This window comes from Paraburkholderia sediminicola, assembly GCF_046027355.1.
GTDB classification, from domain to species: domain Bacteria; phylum Pseudomonadota; class Gammaproteobacteria; order Burkholderiales; family Burkholderiaceae; genus Paraburkholderia; species Paraburkholderia sediminicola_B.
On the sequence record NZ_JAQQEK010000003.1, the window covers coordinates 86906 to 107129 of the forward strand.

Annotated in this window: 22 protein-coding genes; 15 read left to right on the forward strand and 7 right to left on the reverse strand. The window is 61.0% G+C overall.

What is annotated here, in order from left to right; genetic code table 11:
- Window positions 1-205: 205 nt before the first annotated feature.
- Both PQR42_RS06275 and PQR42_RS06280 read right to left on the reverse strand, forming a co-directional pair.
- Window positions 206-643 carry an SRPBCC family protein gene (locus tag PQR42_RS06275; RefSeq protein WP_408383531.1) on the reverse strand — a complete coding sequence of 146 codons (438 nt, stop codon included), beginning with the start codon at window positions 641-643 and terminating at the stop codon, window positions 206-208.
- Between the two features lies 1 nt (window position 644).
- The gene (locus PQR42_RS06280) at window positions 645-1673 is read right to left on the reverse strand and encodes an aldo/keto reductase (protein WP_408204692.1); all 1029 of its coding nucleotides are present in this window, start codon (window positions 1671-1673) and stop codon (window positions 645-647) included.
- 98 nt (window positions 1674-1771) lie between these two features.
- On the opposite strand from PQR42_RS06280, the gene PQR42_RS06285 reads away from it, so the two are divergent.
- The 3 genes from PQR42_RS06285 to PQR42_RS06295 all read left to right on the forward strand — a co-directional run bounded on the left by PQR42_RS06285 (window position 1772) and on the right by PQR42_RS06295 (window position 4285).
- The gene (locus PQR42_RS06285) at window positions 1772-2692 is read left to right on the forward strand and encodes a LysR substrate-binding domain-containing protein (protein ID WP_408204691.1); all 921 of its coding nucleotides are present in this window, start codon (window positions 1772-1774) and stop codon (window positions 2690-2692) included.
- A gap of 361 nt (window positions 2693-3053) precedes the next feature.
- Window positions 3054-3548 carry a phasin family protein gene (locus PQR42_RS06290; protein WP_408204690.1) on the forward strand — a complete coding sequence of 165 codons (495 nt, stop codon included), beginning with the start codon at window positions 3054-3056 and terminating at the stop codon, window positions 3546-3548.
- 215 nt (window positions 3549-3763) lie between these two features.
- A complete protein-coding gene (locus tag PQR42_RS06295; RefSeq protein WP_408383529.1) occupies window positions 3764-4285 on the forward strand; it encodes a hypothetical protein in 522 nt (173 codons plus the stop codon).
- Between the two features lie 250 nt (window positions 4286-4535).
- Here the strand turns inward: PQR42_RS06295 and PQR42_RS06300 are convergent, their stop codons facing one another.
- Complete coding sequence (locus PQR42_RS06300; protein ID WP_408383528.1) at window positions 4536-4787, reverse strand: hypothetical protein; 252 nt, start codon at window positions 4785-4787, stop codon at window positions 4536-4538.
- Between the two features lie 550 nt (window positions 4788-5337).
- Between PQR42_RS06300 and PQR42_RS06305 the strand changes: the two genes are divergently transcribed.
- Entirely contained in the window at window positions 5338-5664 is a 327-nt protein-coding gene (locus tag PQR42_RS06305) for an H-NS family nucleoid-associated regulatory protein (protein ID WP_408383526.1), read from the forward strand.
- A 235-nt stretch (window positions 5665-5899) separates the two neighbouring features.
- Here the strand turns inward: PQR42_RS06305 and PQR42_RS06310 are convergent, their stop codons facing one another.
- Window positions 5900-6406 (reverse strand): hypothetical protein, encoded by a 507-nt coding sequence (locus PQR42_RS06310; protein WP_408383524.1) that lies wholly within the window; start codon window positions 6404-6406, stop codon window positions 5900-5902.
- 182 nt (window positions 6407-6588) lie between these two features.
- On the opposite strand from PQR42_RS06310, the gene PQR42_RS06315 reads away from it, so the two are divergent.
- The gene (locus tag PQR42_RS06315; protein ID WP_408204686.1) at window positions 6589-7062 is read left to right on the forward strand and encodes a PRC-barrel domain-containing protein; all 474 of its coding nucleotides are present in this window, start codon (window positions 6589-6591) and stop codon (window positions 7060-7062) included.
- 111 nt (window positions 7063-7173) lie between these two features.
- Here the strand turns inward: PQR42_RS06315 and PQR42_RS06320 are convergent, their stop codons facing one another.
- Complete coding sequence (locus PQR42_RS06320) at window positions 7174-8136, reverse strand: 2-hydroxyacid dehydrogenase (protein ID WP_408383522.1); 963 nt, start codon at window positions 8134-8136, stop codon at window positions 7174-7176.
- A gap of 313 nt (window positions 8137-8449) precedes the next feature.
- On the opposite strand from PQR42_RS06320, the gene PQR42_RS06325 reads away from it, so the two are divergent.
- From PQR42_RS06325 to PQR42_RS06345, 5 genes are all read left to right on the forward strand, one after another.
- Entirely contained in the window at window positions 8450-9208 is a 759-nt protein-coding gene (locus PQR42_RS06325) for an SDR family oxidoreductase (protein ID WP_408204684.1), read from the forward strand.
- A gap of 55 nt (window positions 9209-9263) precedes the next feature.
- On the forward strand, window positions 9264-10580 hold the full coding sequence (locus PQR42_RS06330; RefSeq protein ID WP_408383520.1) for an MFS transporter: 1317 nt from the start codon (window positions 9264-9266) through the stop codon (window positions 10578-10580).
- Window positions 10581-10606: 26 nt separating this feature from the next.
- Window positions 10607-10996, forward strand: a complete 390-nt coding sequence (locus PQR42_RS06335) for a VOC family protein (RefSeq protein WP_408383518.1) — start codon at window positions 10607-10609, stop codon at window positions 10994-10996.
- 107 nt (window positions 10997-11103) lie between these two features.
- A complete protein-coding gene (locus PQR42_RS06340; RefSeq protein ID WP_408383681.1) occupies window positions 11104-12348 on the forward strand; it encodes a citrate/2-methylcitrate synthase in 1245 nt (414 codons plus the stop codon).
- Window positions 12349-12493: 145 nt separating this feature from the next.
- On the forward strand, window positions 12494-12928 hold the full coding sequence (locus PQR42_RS06345) for a YciI family protein (protein WP_408204681.1): 435 nt from the start codon (window positions 12494-12496) through the stop codon (window positions 12926-12928).
- Between the two features lie 36 nt (window positions 12929-12964).
- Here PQR42_RS06345 and PQR42_RS06350 read toward each other — a convergent pair whose 3' ends face one another.
- Both PQR42_RS06350 and PQR42_RS06355 read right to left on the reverse strand, forming a co-directional pair.
- Window positions 12965-13252, reverse strand: coding sequence for a DUF1330 domain-containing protein (locus PQR42_RS06350; RefSeq protein ID WP_408383516.1), 288 nt, complete (start codon window positions 13250-13252; stop codon window positions 12965-12967).
- Between the two features lie 126 nt (window positions 13253-13378).
- Window positions 13379-13588 carry a hypothetical protein gene (locus PQR42_RS06355; protein WP_408383514.1) on the reverse strand — a complete coding sequence of 70 codons (210 nt, stop codon included), beginning with the start codon at window positions 13586-13588 and terminating at the stop codon, window positions 13379-13381.
- Window positions 13589-14059: 471 nt separating this feature from the next.
- On the opposite strand from PQR42_RS06355, the gene PQR42_RS06360 reads away from it, so the two are divergent.
- The 5 genes from PQR42_RS06360 to PQR42_RS06380 all read left to right on the forward strand — a co-directional run bounded on the left by PQR42_RS06360 (window position 14060) and on the right by PQR42_RS06380 (window position 20091).
- The gene (locus PQR42_RS06360) at window positions 14060-14737 is read left to right on the forward strand and encodes a type 1 glutamine amidotransferase domain-containing protein (protein WP_408383512.1); all 678 of its coding nucleotides are present in this window, start codon (window positions 14060-14062) and stop codon (window positions 14735-14737) included.
- A 245-nt stretch (window positions 14738-14982) separates the two neighbouring features.
- Window positions 14983-15930, forward strand: coding sequence for a phosphodiester glycosidase family protein (locus tag PQR42_RS06365; protein ID WP_408383510.1), 948 nt, complete (start codon window positions 14983-14985; stop codon window positions 15928-15930).
- Between the two features lie 334 nt (window positions 15931-16264).
- Complete coding sequence (locus PQR42_RS06370; RefSeq protein ID WP_408383508.1) at window positions 16265-16813, forward strand: (2Fe-2S)-binding protein; 549 nt, start codon at window positions 16265-16267, stop codon at window positions 16811-16813.
- Between the two features lie 11 nt (window positions 16814-16824).
- Window positions 16825-17829, forward strand: a complete 1005-nt coding sequence (locus tag PQR42_RS06375; RefSeq protein WP_408204675.1) for an FAD binding domain-containing protein — start codon at window positions 16825-16827, stop codon at window positions 17827-17829.
- Between the two features lie 24 nt (window positions 17830-17853).
- The gene (locus PQR42_RS06380; RefSeq protein WP_408383506.1) at window positions 17854-20091 is read left to right on the forward strand and encodes a xanthine dehydrogenase family protein molybdopterin-binding subunit; all 2238 of its coding nucleotides are present in this window, start codon (window positions 17854-17856) and stop codon (window positions 20089-20091) included.
- The last annotated feature ends 133 nt before the right edge of the window (window positions 20092-20224 follow it).

Here is a 20224-nt window from a genome sequence, read left to right on the forward strand (position 1 = left end):
TGCGCCTTGCGCTCAAAATTTCGGGGGTGGTCGGCGAGTGTGGGTAAGCAAAGCGGCATAGACGGCGCCGCTTTGCGATACCGAGAAATCTCTTCCGTGGGTCAACTTCTGACTTGTAGTCAGTTGCGATACCTGCGTTTTTGGCAGGTCTGGGTGGAGTTGTTGATGGCCCTCAGTCTTGCGTCCGATGAGCCATTCCGCGCCGCTACCGTAGGCTTTTCTTGTCGCCTGATTCAAGCGATTCCTTCAACGCCCTCAACCCCTCCTCGTAGATGCCGTGAAAAAGCTGGACGACCTCTTCATCGCTGACGCCAACCGGTGAAAAACCCCCGGACCATGTCACCCGTGATGAGGCGCTACCAGCGACTTCCCGCACGCTGATGGTGGCCAGGTAGTCACTCGCCGGAAACGGTGCTTCGATAATCGAATAGCTGTACGAGCGCGCCTTCTCATCGAACGCTTCGAGGCGTTCAACGATGACGTGTCCGTCGGCGGTCTTCAGGTGCCGAACCCGACCGCCTTCACTCAACTCGCTGCCAGGAATGAGCGGCAGCCAGTCAGGCAGGGAGTTGAAGCCGCCAATCAGTTGCCAAACCCGGTCGGCAGTTGCCGGTACTTCGAGAGATGCTGACGTATGCGCCATCTCAGGCTCCTGTACGTGTGGATGGCAATGGCAACGGAGCGTCGGCGGCGACGAGCTTCTGCTCACGCATCTCCTGCCAGAAAGCAGCGGGGATTTTCTCCGACAAGGCAGCAAAGTCTTCGGCGATCCGCTCAGGCTTGCTGGCGCCAGGAATCACCGCGGCGACGGCAGGATTGGCCAGCGAAAACTGCAACGCCGCAGCCTTTACGCTCACCTGGTGGCGTTGCGCGAGGGTCCTGATGCGCTCGACCTTCGCGAGAATTTCCGGCGATGCCTTCTGGTATTCGAAGTGCGTGCCGCCGGCGAGCACCCCGGAGCTATAAGGACCACCAACGACAATATCCACCTTCTTCTGGACGGCCGCCGGCATCAGGCGCTGAAGCGCGCGTTCATGGTCAAGCAGCGTGTATCGACCGGCGAGCAGGAAGCCATCGGGCTGCGCTTCAGTGAGGTCGAGCGTCAGTTCGCACGGCTCCACGCGATTCACACCCAGCCCCCATGCCTTGATGACACCTTCTTCGCGAAGGCGGCTCAGCACGCGGAACGCGCCCTTGCGTGCGGTTTCAAACTGCGCGAGCCATTCGTCACCGTAAAAATCCTGGGCAATATCGTGTACCCAGACTATGTCGAGACGGTCGGTATTCAGACGCTTGAGACTATCTTCGATCGAGCGAAGCGTAGCGTCCGCCGTATAGTCGTTGACGAGTTTGTTAGGACGGCCAAACTCGAAAAGCCCGCCTTTCTCACCGAGGTCGCGCGCGGCGGGCTCTTCGATTTCGTCGAGAACCAGCCGGCCCACCTTCGTGCTCAGCACATAATCGTCACGATTGTGCTTCTGCAGAGCTGCGCCAAGACGGATTTCGGCGAGCCCGGCGCCATAAAACGGCGCCGTGTCGAAGTAGCGCACGCCCTGTTCCCATGCGGCATCGACGGTCGCCTGCGCTTGCGCCTCTGGGATGTTGCGATACATGTTGCCTAACGGTGCTGTGCCGAAGCCCAGCACGCCTTGCAGCTTGTCTCTGATGCTCATCTCGAACCTCGTGTTCATGAAAGTGAAGTCAGTTTAGGTTGCGCCAACGAGTCCGTCCAAGACATAATTTGACAATCTTGTGTCCCATGAGGTCTTAAGTGCTGGATATCCGCCAACTTCAATATTTCGTCGCGGTCGCCGAGGAGGAACACGTCGGCCGAGCCGCGGAGCGGCTGCACATCTCGCAGTCGCCGCTTAGCCGGCAAATCGCTCAGTTGGAGGAACGCCTTGGCCTGACGCTCTTCGAGCGTAGCCAGCAGCGCATCCGGCTGACATCCGACGGCCGCACGTTTCTTCAGGAGACACGTGCGCTGCTGACGCATGCGAACCGCCTGGAGTCGCTTGCGCGCCGATTGGGCCGCGGCGATGAGGGAGGGCTGTGCATCGGCTATCTGGAAAACGCGATGCATTCGGGTGTGCTGTCCGACGCCCTTCGCACCTTGCGAAAAGACCGGCCTGCTGTGCATATCGCGCTCTACAACCTGCCGTCGTCCGAGCAGTTGGAGGGGCTGCGCCAACGCAGTCTCGATGTCGCACTGGTCTGTGAGCCGCCGCTCAAGGACGACCCGGACCTCGACTGCGCGCAACTCCTGAGCGACCCGATGCTGCTTGCGGTTCCCGATTCGCATCCGCTTGCCACGTCGCCCAGGCTCACTCCTGCCGCACTTGGAAAGCTCGACTGGATTGCCGTGCTGCATAAGGAGAACGTGCTCAACCACGACACCTTTGTCGCGGCCTGCGCGCGCGCCGGATTTACGCCGGCCATCTCAATGGAGGCAACAGAGCCTTTGACGGCATTGGGGCTGGTGGCGGCCGGCCTTGGGGCCGCGATGATTCAACGGAGCCTTCGTCATCAGGCCCCCGCGGGGGTCGTGTTACGAGAAGTGCCCTGGTTCACCTATCGCACTCCGTTATGGGCCGCCTGGCACAGGATAAATTTGCGGCCGCTCGTCGAGATTTTCAGAATGACTCTAGTCAGGGATGCAAGAGCGCTGAGTGAACATGAATCCGGGCGATAGCGCTTGCTGTCTCTACAACGTTGACACGGGAGCGCCGGCCAGGCAGTTGCAATGAATCCATAACCGCCTCCTCCGCACGCTACGCGGCCGCGGCGAACTCGGACTAGCGGCGCCCCGCGACTATCGGCATTCATCTGCCAAAACGTTTTCTGCCTGGTAGCCGGACCGGCGTAAGGCCAAGCAGATATGCAAAAAGAGTCACCCCACAGAACCACGCGACGAAACTGATTGACTTCCCGGTATTCCCCCGTACAATGGGTTTTGTTGCAGCGCAGCAAATTGCCTTGACACTTTCGGCGCGCGGTTTTGTTTTCACTCAGAGCCCCTCGCACTCTTGCCGCCTTACCCTTACGGAGCAGTGATGAGCACTCTTATTCCCCAACAATTGGTTGCCGCCCAGCAGTCCGGCCTGGAAGCACTTTTTGGCCTGACGAACAAAGCATTTGAAGGCTTCGAAAAGCTGGTCGCGTTGAATTTGCAAGTTGGCAAAGCGACTCTCGCCGAAAACCAGGAAATCGTCGCCAAGGCCCTCTCGGCCGGCAATCCGGGTGCGCTGTTCGCACTGCAAGCAAGCCTCTCGCAGCCTGTGGCGGAAAAAGTAGTCGCATACGGCCGCCAGGTTCACGAAATCGTGTCCGGCGTTCAGAGCGAAATCTCCGCCGCCGCGACAGCGCACGGCCAACAGTTCCAACGAGAAGCACAAGGGTTTGTCGAGAACCTCCAGAAGAACGCGCCGGCAGGAAGCGAATCCGCTGTTGCCGCGTGGAACTCGGTTCTCTCGGCAGCGAATGCGACCTATGAATCGGCCAACAAGGCTGCAAAACAGTTCGTGTCGACAGTGTCCGCCGTTCAGTAAGACTCCTCGTCTCTCTTAGACTTTTTGCGTCTACAAATGCGAACTTCGGTTCGCATTTCTTCTTCCGGAACCGGATGTATGGAGAAGCGCGAATGCTGTGTAGGGTTGTGTCAGAGCAGGACCGCCCTCACGACTACATACTGACTGTGAATCGACAAGTTTGAAGCGCTGACGCTGCTGCGAACCGCAAGGACGAAATGAACGGACACACTGCAATGGACGACCGATTTGATCGACGAGAACTGCTGCTTCACCTGGGCGACATTCTCGCCGCTTTGAACTGTTTAGCCGGCACGAATGAACCGGGCGCATTGGTGGCGCATCTTGTGCGGAAACATGCTTTGTTGCAGGACTTCGCGTTCCTTAAGGCCTTGGCGCCAAAAATGACGGTCGCCGAATTCAGCGCACGCGCCGCCCGCTCGTTTTTCCTGTGGCCAAGGGAGTTGCTTGAAGCAGAGCTCAACCGGGACGCATTGGCGTCAACCGTTCAGCACAACCTTTTTGACGGCAACCCCGACGGCTGGAACGCGTACATCGCCTACGTCCAGAAGAAAGTGAAGTGGTTCGGCACCGGACTTTCAAATAATAAAAAGGACGCTCTAGCTGAACCGTCGCACGATGCCCCCAATGAGGCGGGTTCAGTCGAGGCGGAGGATATGGCCTTGCCGGCCGTGGAAGTGGAAGTGCGCGGCGAGAAAAGAGGTTGGCCTTGGCCCGAACCGAACTCGACGTCGTAACGCGTCCAGTTCGCGGCCTATACCTCCAGATCAAGATTTCCGAGCACACAAACTCGGGTTGCAAAGTCCATTCGGCTCGCCCCTGAAGCGGACCGATGCTTCACATTTCCAAAGACCTCCCATACCAGGACGCGCCCGGACCTTAACGGATGAAAGGGAAACTGGCCAGCCCGACCAAGGGCGCCAGTCCCTTTCCCGACGCGAGCAAACAGTACCGCCGGTTGTTGACTCGCGCGCCGTCCATTGGTTTTTAGCTGCCTCCAAAAAAGACGTTGCATTGCGGGTCCACCCTGCACGGCCTGGCACGTTTCGCACCGCTTTGGACTCTGGTATCAGGCGTGCCGCCGTAGGCCTCCATCCCCGTACCGGGCGAAGAATCAGTCTGAGTCGCGACGTTCTGCTGGGGGGCGGGTTGTGCAGACTCGGGCGTGTTTTGCGCGTCCGCAAAACCGGCCATGACAAGCAACCCGAAAGCAGAAGCAACCATCAATCGTAATTTCATGTTGGCTCCTTAAACTCGTTTAAGTTTTCCATCCATGCGATTCGTTATTCACGTGTCCCGCGGTTGAAATCCAAACAGGATGTGCGGATGCGAAGCCGTCTTCGAATTCGCGGGCCAATCGCCCGAGGCCAAAGTTTCAGGTAATTGGGAAACGATACGAAGCGCAGTGCGCCGAGCGAATGTCTGTGGGCGCAAGATGGCGTGCGAACAGGCAATGTCGATAAATCTCATGGACCCATCGACACGTAAGAGTCGCCCCTGCAAATACGTTATAGGGCGCAGAAAGTCGAAACGAAAGCGAATGTTTAAACCGGGCGCCTGCACGCAACGCGGAACCGGTTTTTCGTGGCGAGTTGAGTTAGGCGCTGTCACTAGGGTCGGGAAAGTTTTGCCACTCTGCCTGCAACAGTGTTTTCAGAAATCGCACATCGACGCCAGATTTCCTCGACAGGATACTTGCGACATCCGAATTGTCTGGTGGCGGGGCGCGTCGGCGAAGCAAGACGACACGAAACCGTTACGAGGCCGGAACTTCGAAGGGGAAACCGACATGGATGAGCAAAAACGCCAAAGCATGATTGCATACCTGCGTCGCAAGATGACCAAGGTGGGTATCAAGGTGGGCGACCTCGCGGCGGCAATTGCCGAAGACAGGGCGCGTCAAAAGTCGGCGCGATACCGCAGTGCTTTCGGCGACACCTGGGATGGCAAGGGCGATATGCCGCAGTGGCTGAGGCAAGCCACGAGCGCCGGGCAGTCGCTGGCGCACTTCGCCGTTGAGAAAACGTCGACTTCGGCTAGCCGTCCACGTCCTGCCATTGACTGGAGTCGGGATCCGTTCGCCGGCACGCGACTGGCCACAGTTCGGCCGTCGTGAGCTGATATCCAGTTGCTGTGTCACGCGCGCTGTTCGATCACGTGACCTCGTAGTCAGGGGTGCTCGAGGCCGAGTGAGCTTAGTAACTCGTGCCGCTTCGTCAAAGTAGACGATCGTCCAGTTGGGTAGTTCTGCCTTTAGTCGGCCACTGTCGCGCGCCGTCGACGTGCATCAGTTCAGTCACTGGTTCAAGCTGTCGCGGAACTGTCGAACACGGGTGCATCGCAGTTGACGTTCAATGCGAACGCCCGTGGCCTCCGCCACCGCCCCAGTAGTGGCCGCCGCCCATACCCTGCCCGTGGTATCCGTGGCCACCCCAGCCGCCATGACCGCCCCAACCGCCTCGATATCCGTGCCCCCAGTAGCCGTGGCGACCCCAGTAGCCGTATCGGCCGCCTCCATAACAGCAGCCGCCCCAATAGCCGAAGCTCAGTGACACCGATGGTCCCCACCACGCGGGCGAGCCATAGTATGGATACGCGACCGGGTAATACGCAGGCGCGACGAAGACGGGTACGACTGGTGCGATATAGGTGTTCGGCGACGCAGTCGCATCTGACGCAACTCCGCCGCTTGCCGCCGCGTCGGCCACCGAGAACGGATATTGCTGCTGCGCCGCCGGCACATTTCCGTACGGAACATAGCCATAGGGCACGTAATAGTAGCAACCGGACAAAGCTGCGGACAGGACCGCCAACGCAACGGCGCAGCCCGCGCGCGACGTTGCATCCAGCGTTTTCATGACGTGCTCCGAGGTCTGACGCGACGCAGCATGCTGCGCGCCTTTAATACAGTCAGCTTACTCCAGAAAACGGCATGCTTCTGTGCCTCGGAGTTCAAGGACATCACGTATCGGATTGCGGCCGACGGCTCGGGAACGCCGCTTGCGCGCCTCTGAAGTACCTTTTTTGAAGGAGGTGAATCATGGGCTCAATCAACCCGCAAGGTGACACCCGGCGCGGAGCCGATATCGTCGGCAGTGGCATGGGCGAAGGTCCGGGGCCGGACATCATGGCCGCAGCAACGCTCGATGGGAACAAGGTCATGTCCTCTGATGGCGAACACGTTGGAAAAATTTCAGACATCATGCTTGACGTCAGGAACGGACGCATCGCCTACGCCGTACTTTCCGAGGGCGGCTTCCTCGGAATGGGTTCCAACCTGCATGCCATCCCTTGGAGTGCATTGACTCTCGATACGGACGAGAAGTGCTTCGTCGTCGACATTACCGCACAGCGCCTCAAGGACGAGCCGGGTTTCGACAAGGACCACTGGCCGATGATGGCAGATGCGAAGTGGGGCGAGTCAACGTACAGCTACTACAACCAGCAGCCGTACTGGGCAGCGACTCGCGAAGTGGTGGAAGGCGACCCTGCCATCAGGCCGAGCGAGCACTGAAAAACATTAACGGGTAAGCCGTGCCGCGCGGACGGCTAGCCTGTCGCTCTAGCGCTTACGCCGCCGCGTCTCAGTGCGGTAGGCGTAAGCGCCTCAAATAAAGCATAAACGTCACACGGGATTCAGAGCAGGCCGCTCATCCAGCACGGCGGCAATATTGTCGAGCGCCGTAAAACCCATCTGGTCGCGGGTCTCAATCGTAGCGCTGGCCATATGGGGCGTCAGGAAGACGTTGTCGAGTCCCGCAAGGCGTTTATCGACATCGGGCTCGTTCCGGTACACGTCCAGACCGGCGCCGAACAGATGCCCCGAAGTCAGCGCCTCATGCAGCGCGTCTTCGTCCACTAGTCCGCCACGCGCCGCGTTGACAAAAACCGCCCCCGTGGGCAGCAGCCCAAACTCTTTTTTCGTCATCAGCGGGACGCCTCCGCCCGGCACGTGCAGCGTCAGCACCTGGCAATGCGGCAACATTTCTTCGAGGTTGGTGTAAAACGTCGCGCCATTTTCCAGCGACGCAGCCGCACGGTTGATGTCCGTATAGATCACGCGCATGCCGAAACCCTGCGCGCGCTTCGCGACCGCACGTCCGATACGCCCGAATCCGACGATGCCGAGCGTCTTGCCATTGACTCGCGTACCGAGCATCTCGGTCATCCCGAATGATTTGCCCCAACCGTTGCGCATGATTCGTTCGTATTCCGACGCGCGACGGCACGCCGCCAGCACGAGCAGCATGGAGAAATCGGCCGTGCATTCGGTCAACGCATCGGGTGCGTTCGTGACGACGATGCCCCTATCGCGGGCGGCGGCCACGTCCATGTGATCGAAGCCCGCGCTGGCGTTCGCAATGATCCTGACTGTCGACGGCAGCGCGGCAATGTGCTCCGCTTGCAAACCGGACTTCTTGCCGATCAGCACCGCCGGCGTTTCGTGTTTCTTGCAAAAGTCGACGACAGACCATGCGTCCATATCGGACTCGGTCACGAAGGCATGGAATTCGGCCTCGGCGCGATTTGCTACGGCTGTGGGAACCTTTCGCGCAATCAACAGCCTGGTGCGGTTATTTTCCGGCATGGTTTTTCCTTGGGGTAGACAGACGTCGAGAGACTACGAAACCGCGGACCGGACCGTCAATGTTGATTGGATGAATCAACTCATCGAAAGCGATTGCCCCCTTTATTCGTCTAGGCGCACCTTGCACGTTGCGATGCGTTTTCTCCATGCCTGATCCGTCGCGCTGCCGGCAACGCGCGCATCAGGAAAACCCTGGTGCGTGCCCCATCGGCAAGGCGCTCAGATGTTGATTCAACGAATCAAGATTGCTCGACGCATGGCGCGAATGCAAATCTCCTTCCCGTGTTCAACTGAACTGTCGAGAGGAAGTGAAATGCCTGCATCGAAGAAATTTGCCGCTGTGACCGGCGCCGGCTCCGGCATCGGCCGCGCCGCCGCCGTGGCGCTCGCCAACGCGGGATTTGCAGTCGCGCTGATCGGGCGCAGAGCCGAGCCGCTGCTGGAAACGAAGGAGACAATCGGCATTGCCGGTGGAGAAGCGCAGGTATTCCAGGCCGACGTTGCCGATGCAGCATCGGTCGAGCACGCGTTTGCGCACATTGCCGAGGCATTCGGTCGGCTCGACGTACTCTTCAACAACGCAGGCCGCAACGCGGGGGCCGTCCCGTTGGAAGACTACGAGGACGATTTCTGGAACGATGTCGTGGCCACCAATCTGACCGGCGTCTTTCTGTGCGCTCGAGCCGCTTATCGCTTGATGAAAGCGCAGTCCCCTCAAGGCGGACGCATCATCAACAACGGATCGATCTCCGCTCACTCGCCAAGGCCGCATACCATCGCCTATACGGCAACCAAACATGCCGTGACCGGCATCACCAAATCGATCGCGCTGGACGGACGTGCATTCAACATCGCCTGCGGCCAGATCGATATCGGCAATGCGGCCACACCGCTCACGGAACGCATGAACCGCGGCGTGCTGCAAGCGGACGGACGCATGGCGCCTGAAGCAAGAATGGATGTGACGCACGTCGCGAATGCGGTCGTGCATATGGCCAGTCTTCCGCTCGAAGCGAATGTTCTTAACATGACCATCATGGCGACCGCCATGCCGTTCGTCGGCCGCGGATAAATCGCCCTTTCGCCAAATATAAAAAAAACAACAGGCCAATGTTATGGAGACACCGATGAAAGTCGTAGAGGAACAAACATTGCCGGCGCGAAACGCGGCTTACGCGGATACCACCAAACGCTCCAGGGTCCGGTACATCGTGCTCTCGATGCTGCTCGTGGCAACCATCCTCAATTACGTGGACCGGTCGGCGCTTGGCATCGTTGCACCGGGCCTCTCGAAGGGCCTGGCGCTCAACAAGATGCAAATGGGAGAGCTGTTCGCGGCATTCGGCCTGGCCTATTCCATTGCGCTCGTGCCCGGTGGCGTGCTGACCGACATTCTCGGCTCGCGCCTGGCCTATGCGCTGTCTCTCGTCGGCTGGTCATTCGCCACGCTGACGCAGGGTCTCGCGACCGGCTATCACATGCTGCTCGGATCGCGGCTCGCAATCGGCGCGCTGGAGGCGCCGGCTTTCCCTTCGAACGCACGCGCGGTGACGCTGTGGTTTCCCACCGGGGAGCGCGGCTTCGCAACCAGCGTCTATGTCATGGGGCAATACATTGGGACGCCCTTGTTTACCGGTCTGTTGTTGTGGATCTCCGCCGCGTACGGTTGGCGTACGGTCTTTTACGTCACGGGCGGCTTCGGCATTCTGTTCAGTCTTCTCTGGTATCGGGTTTATCGCGATCCGCTTCAGCACTCGGGCGTGAACGCAGCCGAACTGCACTACATCAACGAAGGCGCCACGGCGGCGCGCAAGCCTCGCGAGAAGTTCGATTGGCGCATGGCGCTCAAGCTGCTCAGCTATCGGCAAGTTCTCGCCATTTGCCTCGGAAAGTTCTGCAACAACACCCTGCTGGTGTTCTTCACCACGTGGTTCATGACGTATCTGATCGAAGCGCGTCACATGTCGATGATCAAGGTCGGGATTTTCCAGGCACTCCCTTTTATCGGCGCGACGCTCGGCATTCTCGTGGCCGGCTTCCTCTCGGACTTCTTCATCCGCCGCGGGGTGTCGCTTTCCACTGCGCGCAAGGCGCCGCTCATCATCGGCACCTTGCTGGGCGCGTCGATTGTGTTCGTCAATTTCGTCGAGTCGAACGAGTTGGTGATCGCCATCCTGACTATCGCGTTCTTCGCGCAGGGTGTCGGCTCGATGTCGTGGGCCGCCGTTTCCGAAATCGCGCCTCGCCAGTACGTGGGACTGACCAGCAGCATCACCAGCCTCGCGGCCAACATCGCGGCCGTGACCACTCCGCTCATGATCGGCTACATCACCCAGCACACCGGCCACTTCTACTGGGCTCTCAACCTGATGGGCGCGATATGCCTGCTCGGCACGCTCTCCTACTCCGTGTTGCTGGGGAAACTTTCCCGCATCGAACTGTGACGCTTTTGACTATCCGGTGAAATCGTATGATTGAATTCAAGTGGGATCATCTGCAACTGTGTTCGGCCGACGCCGAAGCCACCGCCGCATGGTTTGCGCGCTGCCTGAACGCCGAGATCGTGCGTCGTCCGGGGCGAGTGGATTTGCGCATCGGCAGCATCAACCTCTTCATCACATCTCTGGCGAGCGCCCAAATCGCCCGCCCTGATGGCGAGCGGAAACAGGGCATCGATCATTTCGGCGTGGTCGTGGACGATCTCGATGCCGCGTTCGAGCATCTGGTGCGCTGCGACGCGGAAATCGTCGAGCCGATCAAGCAGGTCCGCCCCGGCGTCAGAGCCTGCTTCGTGCGATCAGCCGGGGACATTCTCGTCGAGATCCTGGAGCGGCGCCCCGCCGAGATGACTTTTACCTGAAAAGACGTCAATATTGATGCTCGATCGGTTGCGCTTGCACGCACGGCGCGATCCGCGTCGCAACGGCCATGCTGCCCGTTCCGCTGCATCACCTTGCCTGCCATACCATGCGAAACTGGATCACTCTGACTGAAGCGGCTCGACAACTCGGAGTGCAAGCGCAGACTATCTATGCGTACGTTAGCCGAGGCAACATCGCGGTCATGCCGGACCCGCATGATCCGCGCAAGAGCCTTTATCGTGCGGAAGACGTGGCCGGCCTGTGCCGCAAAAAACAGGTTGGACGCAAGCGCGAGGCGCTCGCCGCCGGGACCATATTCGGCACCGAGCCCTGCATTTATAGCGGCATTACCACCTTCTCGAAAGGTCGGGCGTATTACCGTGGACGGGATAGCATCCGGCTTTCGGACACAGCGACGCTCGAAGACGTGGCGGCCATTCTGTGGAATGCGCGTGCGCCCGTCCCCTTCGAAAGCGGTGACCTGCCGCTACAGGGCGGCGAGCGAGGCAGGCAATGTGCGTTCACATCGCTGGCGGCGCTTGCGGCCTGCGGGCATTCGACCCTCGGACGCACTGACAGCGCATTGCATGTCGAGGCTGGCCGGCTCGTGGCACTCATCGCGCAAGCGTTTGGCGCGCACTGTGATGCGAATGCACAAACGACGCATGAACGGCTCGCCCTCGGTTGGGGCCAGGACCGCGACGGTGCCGAACTCATCCGCCGCGCCATGGTCCTCGTGGCCGACCACGAGACGACGAGTTCCGCGTTCGCCGCCAGAATTACCGCCTCCACCGGCGCATCCCTGCCGGGATGCCTGCTCACGGGGCTCGCAACTCTCTCCGGCCCGCTGCATGGCGATGCGTCAGGCCGCGTGAGGGCCGTGTTCGATGATGTCGGAAGACTCGGTGCGGAGCACGTCGTCGTCCATCATTTGCAATCGGCCACTCCCATCCCCGGGTTCGGGCATCATCTCTATCCGGACGGCGATGCGCGGGCGGCCGCGTTGCTCGAGGTGCTGAATCCGCCTCAAGAACTCACGTCGTTCATCAACAAGGTGGTTGAGCTGACCGGCCTCAGGCCGAATATCGACATTGCGCTTGCCGCATTGGCGGCGCAGTTGGAATTGCCACGCGATGCGTCATTCGCGCTGTTCGCAACGGCCCGAAGCGTGGGTTTGCTCGCGCATTGTATCGAGCAGCTCCGGGTGGGCAAGGTCATACGGCCACGGGGCCGCTATACCGGACGCGCTTTGGAAGACGCCAGCCCCGCGCTGCCCGCGGAAGGCGGAGAGAAGACGCTCGATCCAGCCACGCTCGACAAGAATCGGGTGTTCAAGGTGGTTGAGCGCTGAGGCGGCGTACAACCCGATCTCCGCTGAAACAGAAAAACGTCGATGCCAACTGTCGATTTTGCGCGCACTCGTTCGTCGTAGTGTTGAAGGCACCGAATGCCTTCCGACATAATCCGAGAATCACCTTTTGGACAGGAGAAACGAAATGCGCGTCATGGTCATGGTCAAGGCGACCGCCGAATCCGAAGCCGGTCAAATGCCCGGCACGGAACTTATCGAGGCGATGGGCCGATATAACGAAGAACTCGTCAAGGCCGGCATCATGCTCGGCGGCGACGGACTCAAACCGAGCGCGAAGGGCGTGCGCGTGAGGTTTTCTGGCAAGGACCGGACCGTCGTCGACGGTCCGTTTGCTGAAACGAAGGAACTGATCGCGGGCTACTGGATCTGGCAAGTGCAATCGATGGACGAGGCGATCGAATGGGTACGCCGCTGCCCGAACCCGATGGCAAGCGACTCGGAAATCGAAATTCGCCCGTTCTTCGAGGCCGCGGATTTTGGCGAAGCGTTTACGCCTGAGCTTCAGGAAAGCGAAGAGCGGCTGCGGCAGCAGATTGAATCCAATCAAGGTAAAAACTAAGGAGACTCTCCACGCGCCGATCGTTGCCGCCTTTCGTCACACGCCTTCGACGAGAACAGCGCGGTAACGCGCGCCCTTGAACCGGTGCTGTGCGACCTCCTGATACGCCGGGCTGTCGTACCACGCACGCGCGGCCGCCGTCGACGGAAATTCAACGATTACGACGCCTTCTGGTGGGTCGCCCTCAAGAACCTGCTGAGGTCCGTATACAGCGAGAAGCTTGACGGGATGACCCTTGAAGGTCTCGCCCACCTTGCTTTGATAGATGTCGAGCTCACCCTGATCCAGCGTGCTTTCCTTCGTGAAAACGATATAAGTCGCCATAACGTACGTTCCTGAGGTGATGTGAAGATGCGCACCATGATCCCCCGCGAGCGTATTGGACCTCGATACGCAGCGTCGGCGCATGGTCGAATGGTTTTTGCATCCTCCATTCTAGCGCCGCGGTAGCTATCCCGCCGTCGTAGCATGAATCGCCTTGACGACCTCATCGGTGAACCGGGTGTCGCCCACTTCGAGCCGCCAACCCAACTCGCCATAGAAGCGCTTGGCGCGATCGACGTCCGAGACAGGGATGACGACTATCTCGAGCTTCATGTCGAACGCGCCGGCGTCCAGGGTCTCAACTGCGCATTCGCTGCGCATTGGAATGTCGCTCATGTCTGGTTCCTGAGAGGCGTTGACTACCGGTTCCCCGTTCACTGCTTCGGCTACGTGGAAACACAATATGTGAAAACGCAACGTGAAAACACGACGCGTGACGACACAATCTTTTGCATTGGTGCCAGCATGAAAACAGCAGCGTTGCCGGCATTGCACCACGGCGTCGTCGGGTCGAACGGCGAAGCGCTGCGCATACCATCGCATGGTCAGGCGATACCATCGTGTGATGGCGCGGCGCGGGAGCCGGACCACAATACAAGCGGTCATCGCATGCGTCGGCAATAGGAGGCCGCTATGACAGCGTCCTCTTCATCGCGCCCGGCGGTCCCCCATCCTCCAGGCCCGCGCGGGCCAATTTCCCCACAAGGCGAAGACCACGAACATCTGCTCCGAGGAACGACTTCCATCTCAAGCATGCCCTGCGGCGAAGCCGCGTGTAGACACTGGCCTCAATGAACGGAGACTGCAATGAAAATCCTGTTGGTTTTGACTTCGCACAACGTACTTGGAGATACCGGCAAGCCGACCGGCTTCTGGCTCGAAGAATTCACCGCTCCCTACTATGCATTCACGGACGCAGGTGCGGAGGTCACCGTGACCTCACCCAAGGGTGGCCATCCACCGATCGATCCCAGAAGCGACGATCCCGACAATCAGACCGACTCGATGCTGCGCTTCAAGAAAGATCCCGCGACCCAGAAGGTGTTGGCCAACAGCGTCAAGCTCGCCGAGGTCAAGGCGGCCGACTACGATACGATCTTCTATGCCGGTGGTCATGGCCCGATGTGGGATCTGACCAATGACAAGAACTCGATCGCCTTGATCGAGGATTTCTACAACGCGGGCAAGCCGGTTGCCGCCGTCTGTCATGGCCCTTGTGTTCTGCTCAAGGCGACCTACGAGGGCCAGCCTCTCGTCAAGGGTAAGCGCGTCACCAGCTTTACCAATAGTGAGGAAGAAGCCGTGGGACTCACCAAGGTCATGCCCTTCCTCGTCGAGGATGAACTCAAGCGCCTGGGCGGCCACTTCGAAAAGGTGGACGACTGGGCCGTGCTCACCATCGTCGACGGACGGCTGATCACTGGCCAGAACCCGGCCTCATCTGGCCCGACTGCCAGGGAACTGCTGAAGGTTCTGCAGGCCTAGTTTTAATCGGGCGCGGGCCACGAAGCCCGCGCCCGGCAATCGAGGAATCCATCGCGGCGGCGGCATCATCGTCGCTGACTCAGCTGAATTTTTTTTCGATAAATGTGTTTTTTTGGCGCGCACGCCGCCCGTCCTCGAAAGCCGAATGAAAAAAATAAATCACGTGTTGGTCATATCGCGTCTCTAACGTCTGCGGCACGGTAAGAGTGACGACTTCGTCGCCGCCGTCAATGGAGACTAAAGAGATGACGCGTGCCCTGTTCCCCGTCTCAGCAACTCTGAAAGCGCTCGCCGCCGCGGCGATCATCGGCCTCGCTTCGGCCAGTGTACAAGCCGACGTGCCCGATCCCACCGCGCAGATCACGCAAAGCGGCTACTCGCCCGTGTATGTCGGCGTGGATACCGAAACGGCGACCGTGCCGTCGAATCCCGCAACTTCGGGCGGCAAGCCGACCGTGAGCCGCGCATACGTGATGCGCATTGATTTGCGCGCGCCGGGCGTGAGCGTCGAGACGACCGGGCATAGTGGCCCGCTGATGACGACGTCGGAGACGATCTCGCAATTCGCCGCACGCACCGGCGTGCGGCTCGCAATCAACGCGAATTTTTTCGCGCCGTGCTGCGCTACGACGCCCGAGCCGAAGACGATCATCGGCTTGCTGGTGTCGCACGGCCAGATTGTGAGTCCGCTGACCAATGACCCGACGCAAAGTGAAGCGGTACTTGCGATCACGCGCCAGGGCCGCGCGTATATCGCCGAAGCGCCGCAGATTTCGGCGCAGGATCTGAAGCTGATCGATACGGCGGTCGCCGGCTCGGCGATTCTGCTGAAAAACGGCCAGGACGTCAGCGCGCAAAGCCCGAACGAAGGCGATCCGCTTAATCCGAATCCGCGCACGCTGGTCGGCCTGTCGCAACAGGGGCGCTTTCTCTATCTCGTCGTGATCGATGGGCGCGTCGCGGGTTATTCAACGGGCACGACCAACGCACAATCGGCGCAACTGATGAAGGCGATCGGCGCGGATGACGCGATCAATCTCGACGGCGGCGGCTCGACCGAACTCGTGCGCGCCGATCAGATCGGCGTGCCGTTTATCGTCGATACGCCGAGTGGCGGTGCGGAACGGCTCGACGCGTCGGCGATCGGCGTGCATGCGTTGAAGCTGCCGGATTTGCCGGGCTTGCCGTTTTAACGCGTTGAATATTTGCAGATGCACCAGTTCCTTCGAAATGGCCGGGCGCTCACGCGTCCGGCTTTTTTCTTCTACATTTGGGGTAGATTGATCCCGACACTCGTGATCAGTCGAGCGGGTCAGTCGCAAAAGATTTTCCGGCACGACACGTCTGGGCATCAGATTTGCTGCTGACTCATCTGGGCGTGCGTGACGCTTCTTTCGACGCTCGCTAATCTGAATGCCCGACACCCCGGCGAATCGATCGCCAATGGCTCCAAATCCTGCTTCAGCCTGCCGCCCGGCCGCGCCAATTGCGGCCGGATTGTGGCCGCTCTCGCCATGAGGAGAACGCATGATGCAACAGACCGCCTCCAAAACCCCGCAACAGAGCGCCGACCGCGACCCGGCCCGAGCCAGTCGCCAGCCTTCCGCGAACGCGGCGATGCCTGTCGAGTTGACCGTCAACGGCAATCTCTACACGCTGTCGCTCGATCCACGCACCACGCTGCTGGACGCGCTGCGCGAGCATCTGCACCTCACCGGCACCAAAAAGGGTTGCGACCACGGCCAATGCGGCGCGTGCACAGTGCACGTCAACGGACGGCGCGTGAATGCGTGCCTGTCGCTCGCCGGCACGCACGCCGGCGACGAAATCACCACCATCGAAGGCATCGGTCAGCCCGAAGCGCTGCATCCGATGCAGGCCGCGTTTGTAGAATGCGACGGCTATCAGTGCGGCTACTGCACATCGGGCCAGATCATGTCCGCGGTCGCGCTGCTCGACGAAGCGGTCGGGCCGGGCGACGCCGAAGTGCGCGAAGCGATGAGCGGCAATCTGTGCCGCTGCGGCGCCTACCAGAATATCGTCGCGGCGATCCAGCGCGTGCGCGGCCAGTCCTGAGGAGCGCCAGCATGGAAATCTTCCAGTTGTCGCGCGCCAACGGCGTGCGTGAAGCAATCGCGGCGGGCGCGGCCTCGGCAACGGCCCAGCAAGGTGCACAAGTGCGCTTTCTCGCGGGCGGCACGACATTGCTCGACCTCATGAAGCTGAACGTCGAGCGGCCGACGCGGGTCATCGACATCAGCCGGCTGCCGCTAGACCGTATCGAAGCGCTGCCCGACGGCGGCGTGAAGATCGGCTCGACGGCGCGCAATGCGGACCTGGCATTGCATCCGCTGATCCGCGCACCGTACGCCGTGCTGTCGCAGGCGCTGCTCGCCGGCGCCTCGGCCCAATTGCGAAACATGGCGACAACCGGCGGCAACCTGCTGCAACGCACGCGCTGCGTGTACTTTCGCGACACCGCGATGCCATGCAACAAGCGCGAGCCGGGCTCGGGCTGTCCGGCGATCCAGGGATTCAATCGCACGCTCGCGATTCTCGGTGCCAGCGACGCCTGCATCGCCACCAACCCGTCGGACATGAACGTCGCCTTGACCGCGCTCGACGCGATCATTCACATCGAAGGGACGGGCGGCGCGCGCAGCATCGCGATCGACGACTTCTTCGTGTTGCCAGGCGCAACGCCACAGCGTGAGAACGTGCTCGACGCAGGCGACCTTATCACGCACGTGACACTGCCACCTCTACCCGCGGGCGCCCGTTCGGTTTATCTGAAGCTGCGCGATCGTGCGTCGTACGAGTTCGCGCTGGCGTCGGCCGCCGTGGTCGTGACGCTCGACGGTGGACGCATCGGGCATGTGCGCGTCGCGCTCGGCGGCGTCGGCACGCGGCCTTGGCACGCGCTCGAAGCGGAAGCCGTGCTGCGCGGCGCAACGCCCGACGCCGCGACCTTTCGCAAGGCCGCGGACGCGGCGCTCGCGAACGCCAAGCCACAAAGTCAGAACGGCTTCAAGATCGAGCTGGCACGCCGCTGCATCGTCCATGCGCTGACCCAGGCTACGGCCACGCCCTGAACCGTCCATCGATAGGAACGCACCATGTCTACCTTGCCCGACTCCGTGCTGTCCGTGATCGGACGGCCTCAAGCGCGTGTCGACGGACCGCTGAAGGTTAGCGGCAGCGCCACCTATACCTCCGATGTCGATTTACCCGATCTGCTGGTTGCCGTGCCGGTGTGCAGCACAATCGCGAGTGGCCGGCTCGTGTCGCTCGACATCGCGGACGCCGAGGCGATGCCCGGCGTACACGCGGTGCTGCATCGAGAGAATATCGGCCGCTTCTACCGGCTCTCCGGCAACTCGATGGAGACCGGCTTCGTCGACGAAGCACGGCCGCCCTTCGAGGACGACATCATCCGCTACTACGGCCAGTACATCGCCGTCGTGATCGCCGATAGTTTCGAGGCGGCGAGCGCGGCATCGGCGGCGATCGGGGCCCGCTACGAAACCACGCCGCACGACGTGCGCGACGAACTCGAGGCCGACGACAAGCCCAAGGTCGAGAGCGAGCGCGGCGACCCGGATCGTGCGTTCGACACTGCGCCGGCGACGCTCGACGCAACCTACGTGACACCGACGGAAACGCACAACCCGATCGAACTGCACGCGACGATCGCGGACTGGGATGGTGAGAACTACACGTTCTACGAGACCACGCAGGCCATTACGGTTCACCTGGGCACGCTCTCGCAGATGCTCGGCGTGCCGAAGGAAAAGATCCGCGTGATCTCCCGCTATCTCGGATCAGGTTTTGGCGGCAAGCTGTGGATGTGGCCGCACTCTCTGCTCGCGGCGGCGGCGACGCGTCAGATGGGTCGTCCCGTGAAGCTGGTCGTGAGCCGCAAGATGATGTTTCAGAACGTCGGCCATCGCCCCGTCGCGCAACAGCGCGTGAGGGTGTCCGCCGAACGCGACGGCAAACTCACGTCATTGCAGCACGACTACGTCAACCACACCGCGATCGCCGACGACTACCAGGAAAGCTGCGGCGAAGTCACGCCGCTCATCTATAGCACGCCGAATCTGCGCGTGACCTCGGGCGTCGCGCGCCGCAACGTCGGTTCGCCGACGTCGATGCGCGGGCCAGGCGCCGTACCCGGCCTGTACGCAATCGAATCGGCGATGAACGAACTGGCGCATGTGCTGAACCTCGATCCAGTCGAATTGAGGCTGCGCAACGAACCGCGCGTCGACGAGAGCACGGGTTTGCCGTTCTCTTCACGGCATCTCGTCGAATGTTTGCGCACCGGCGCCGAACGCTTCGGATGGTCGCAGCGCACGCCGGGCGTTGGATCGATGCAGCGCGACGGACTGACTTTGGGCTGGGGCGTCGGCGCCTGTGTCTGGCCAGGCTTGCGCTTTTCCGCTGCGGCGGACGTCGATCTTCAAGCGGACGGCAGTGCCCGGGTGGTGTGCGGCACGCAGGACATCGGCACCGGCACGTACACGGTGCTCGCGCAACTGGTCGCCGAAGAAACCGGCATTCCGCTCGAGCGCATCGAGGTCGGTCTCGGCGATTCAGTGTTGCCACCGGGACCCGTTTCGGGTGGCAGCGCGGCGACGGCATCGGTGATTCCCGCCGTGCTCGATGCGGTGCGTGCGGCCATCAAGATTTTGCTGTCGCGTGCGGCGGCCGTCGACGGTTCGCCGTTCCAAGGCGCGGGTGAAGACGAGCTCGCGTTCAGCGCGGGACACGTGCATCGCAAGGGCGAGGAGCCAGAGCGCGGCGTGCCGTTCAGCCAGATTCTCGAAGCAGCGAAGATGCGCGCGGCGTCAGGCAGCGGCAGCGCCAAGGGCGGCTTCGACGATCCGCTCAAGAAACGCTTCTCTATCTATTCCTACGGCGCGCACTTCGCCGAAGTCACGTGGCAGCCGGAGATCGCGCGGTTGCGCGTGAGCCGCGTCGTCACGGTGATCGATGGAGGACGCATCGTCAATCCGCGCGCCGCGCGCAACCAGATCGAAGGCGCCGTCGTGATGGGCGTCGGCATGGCGCTGTTCGAGCACACAATGTACGACAAGCAGACGGGCGCGCCGATCAATAGCAACCTCGCCGATTACGTCGTCGCGACGAACGCGGACACTCCCGAACTTGACGTGACCTTTCTCGATCATCCGGATACCGTGTTCAACGAACTCGGCGCTCGCGGGATTGCGGAAATCGGCCTTGCGGGCATCGCGGCGGCGATTACCGATGCGACCTATCATGCAACCGGCGTGCGCGTGCGGAAGTTGCCGATCATGATCGAAGATCTGCTGGCGGCGGAAATGGCTTGAGGATAGATGCTCATTGGAAGTCGTGGTCGGGAAAGCTATGCTACTAGCTTGTCTTCTGATGATCGAAGACGAACCAGGCATCGCACGCCTAGAGTCGAAGGGAATGGTTCCGCCCTCGCGCGTGCCGGAGAAC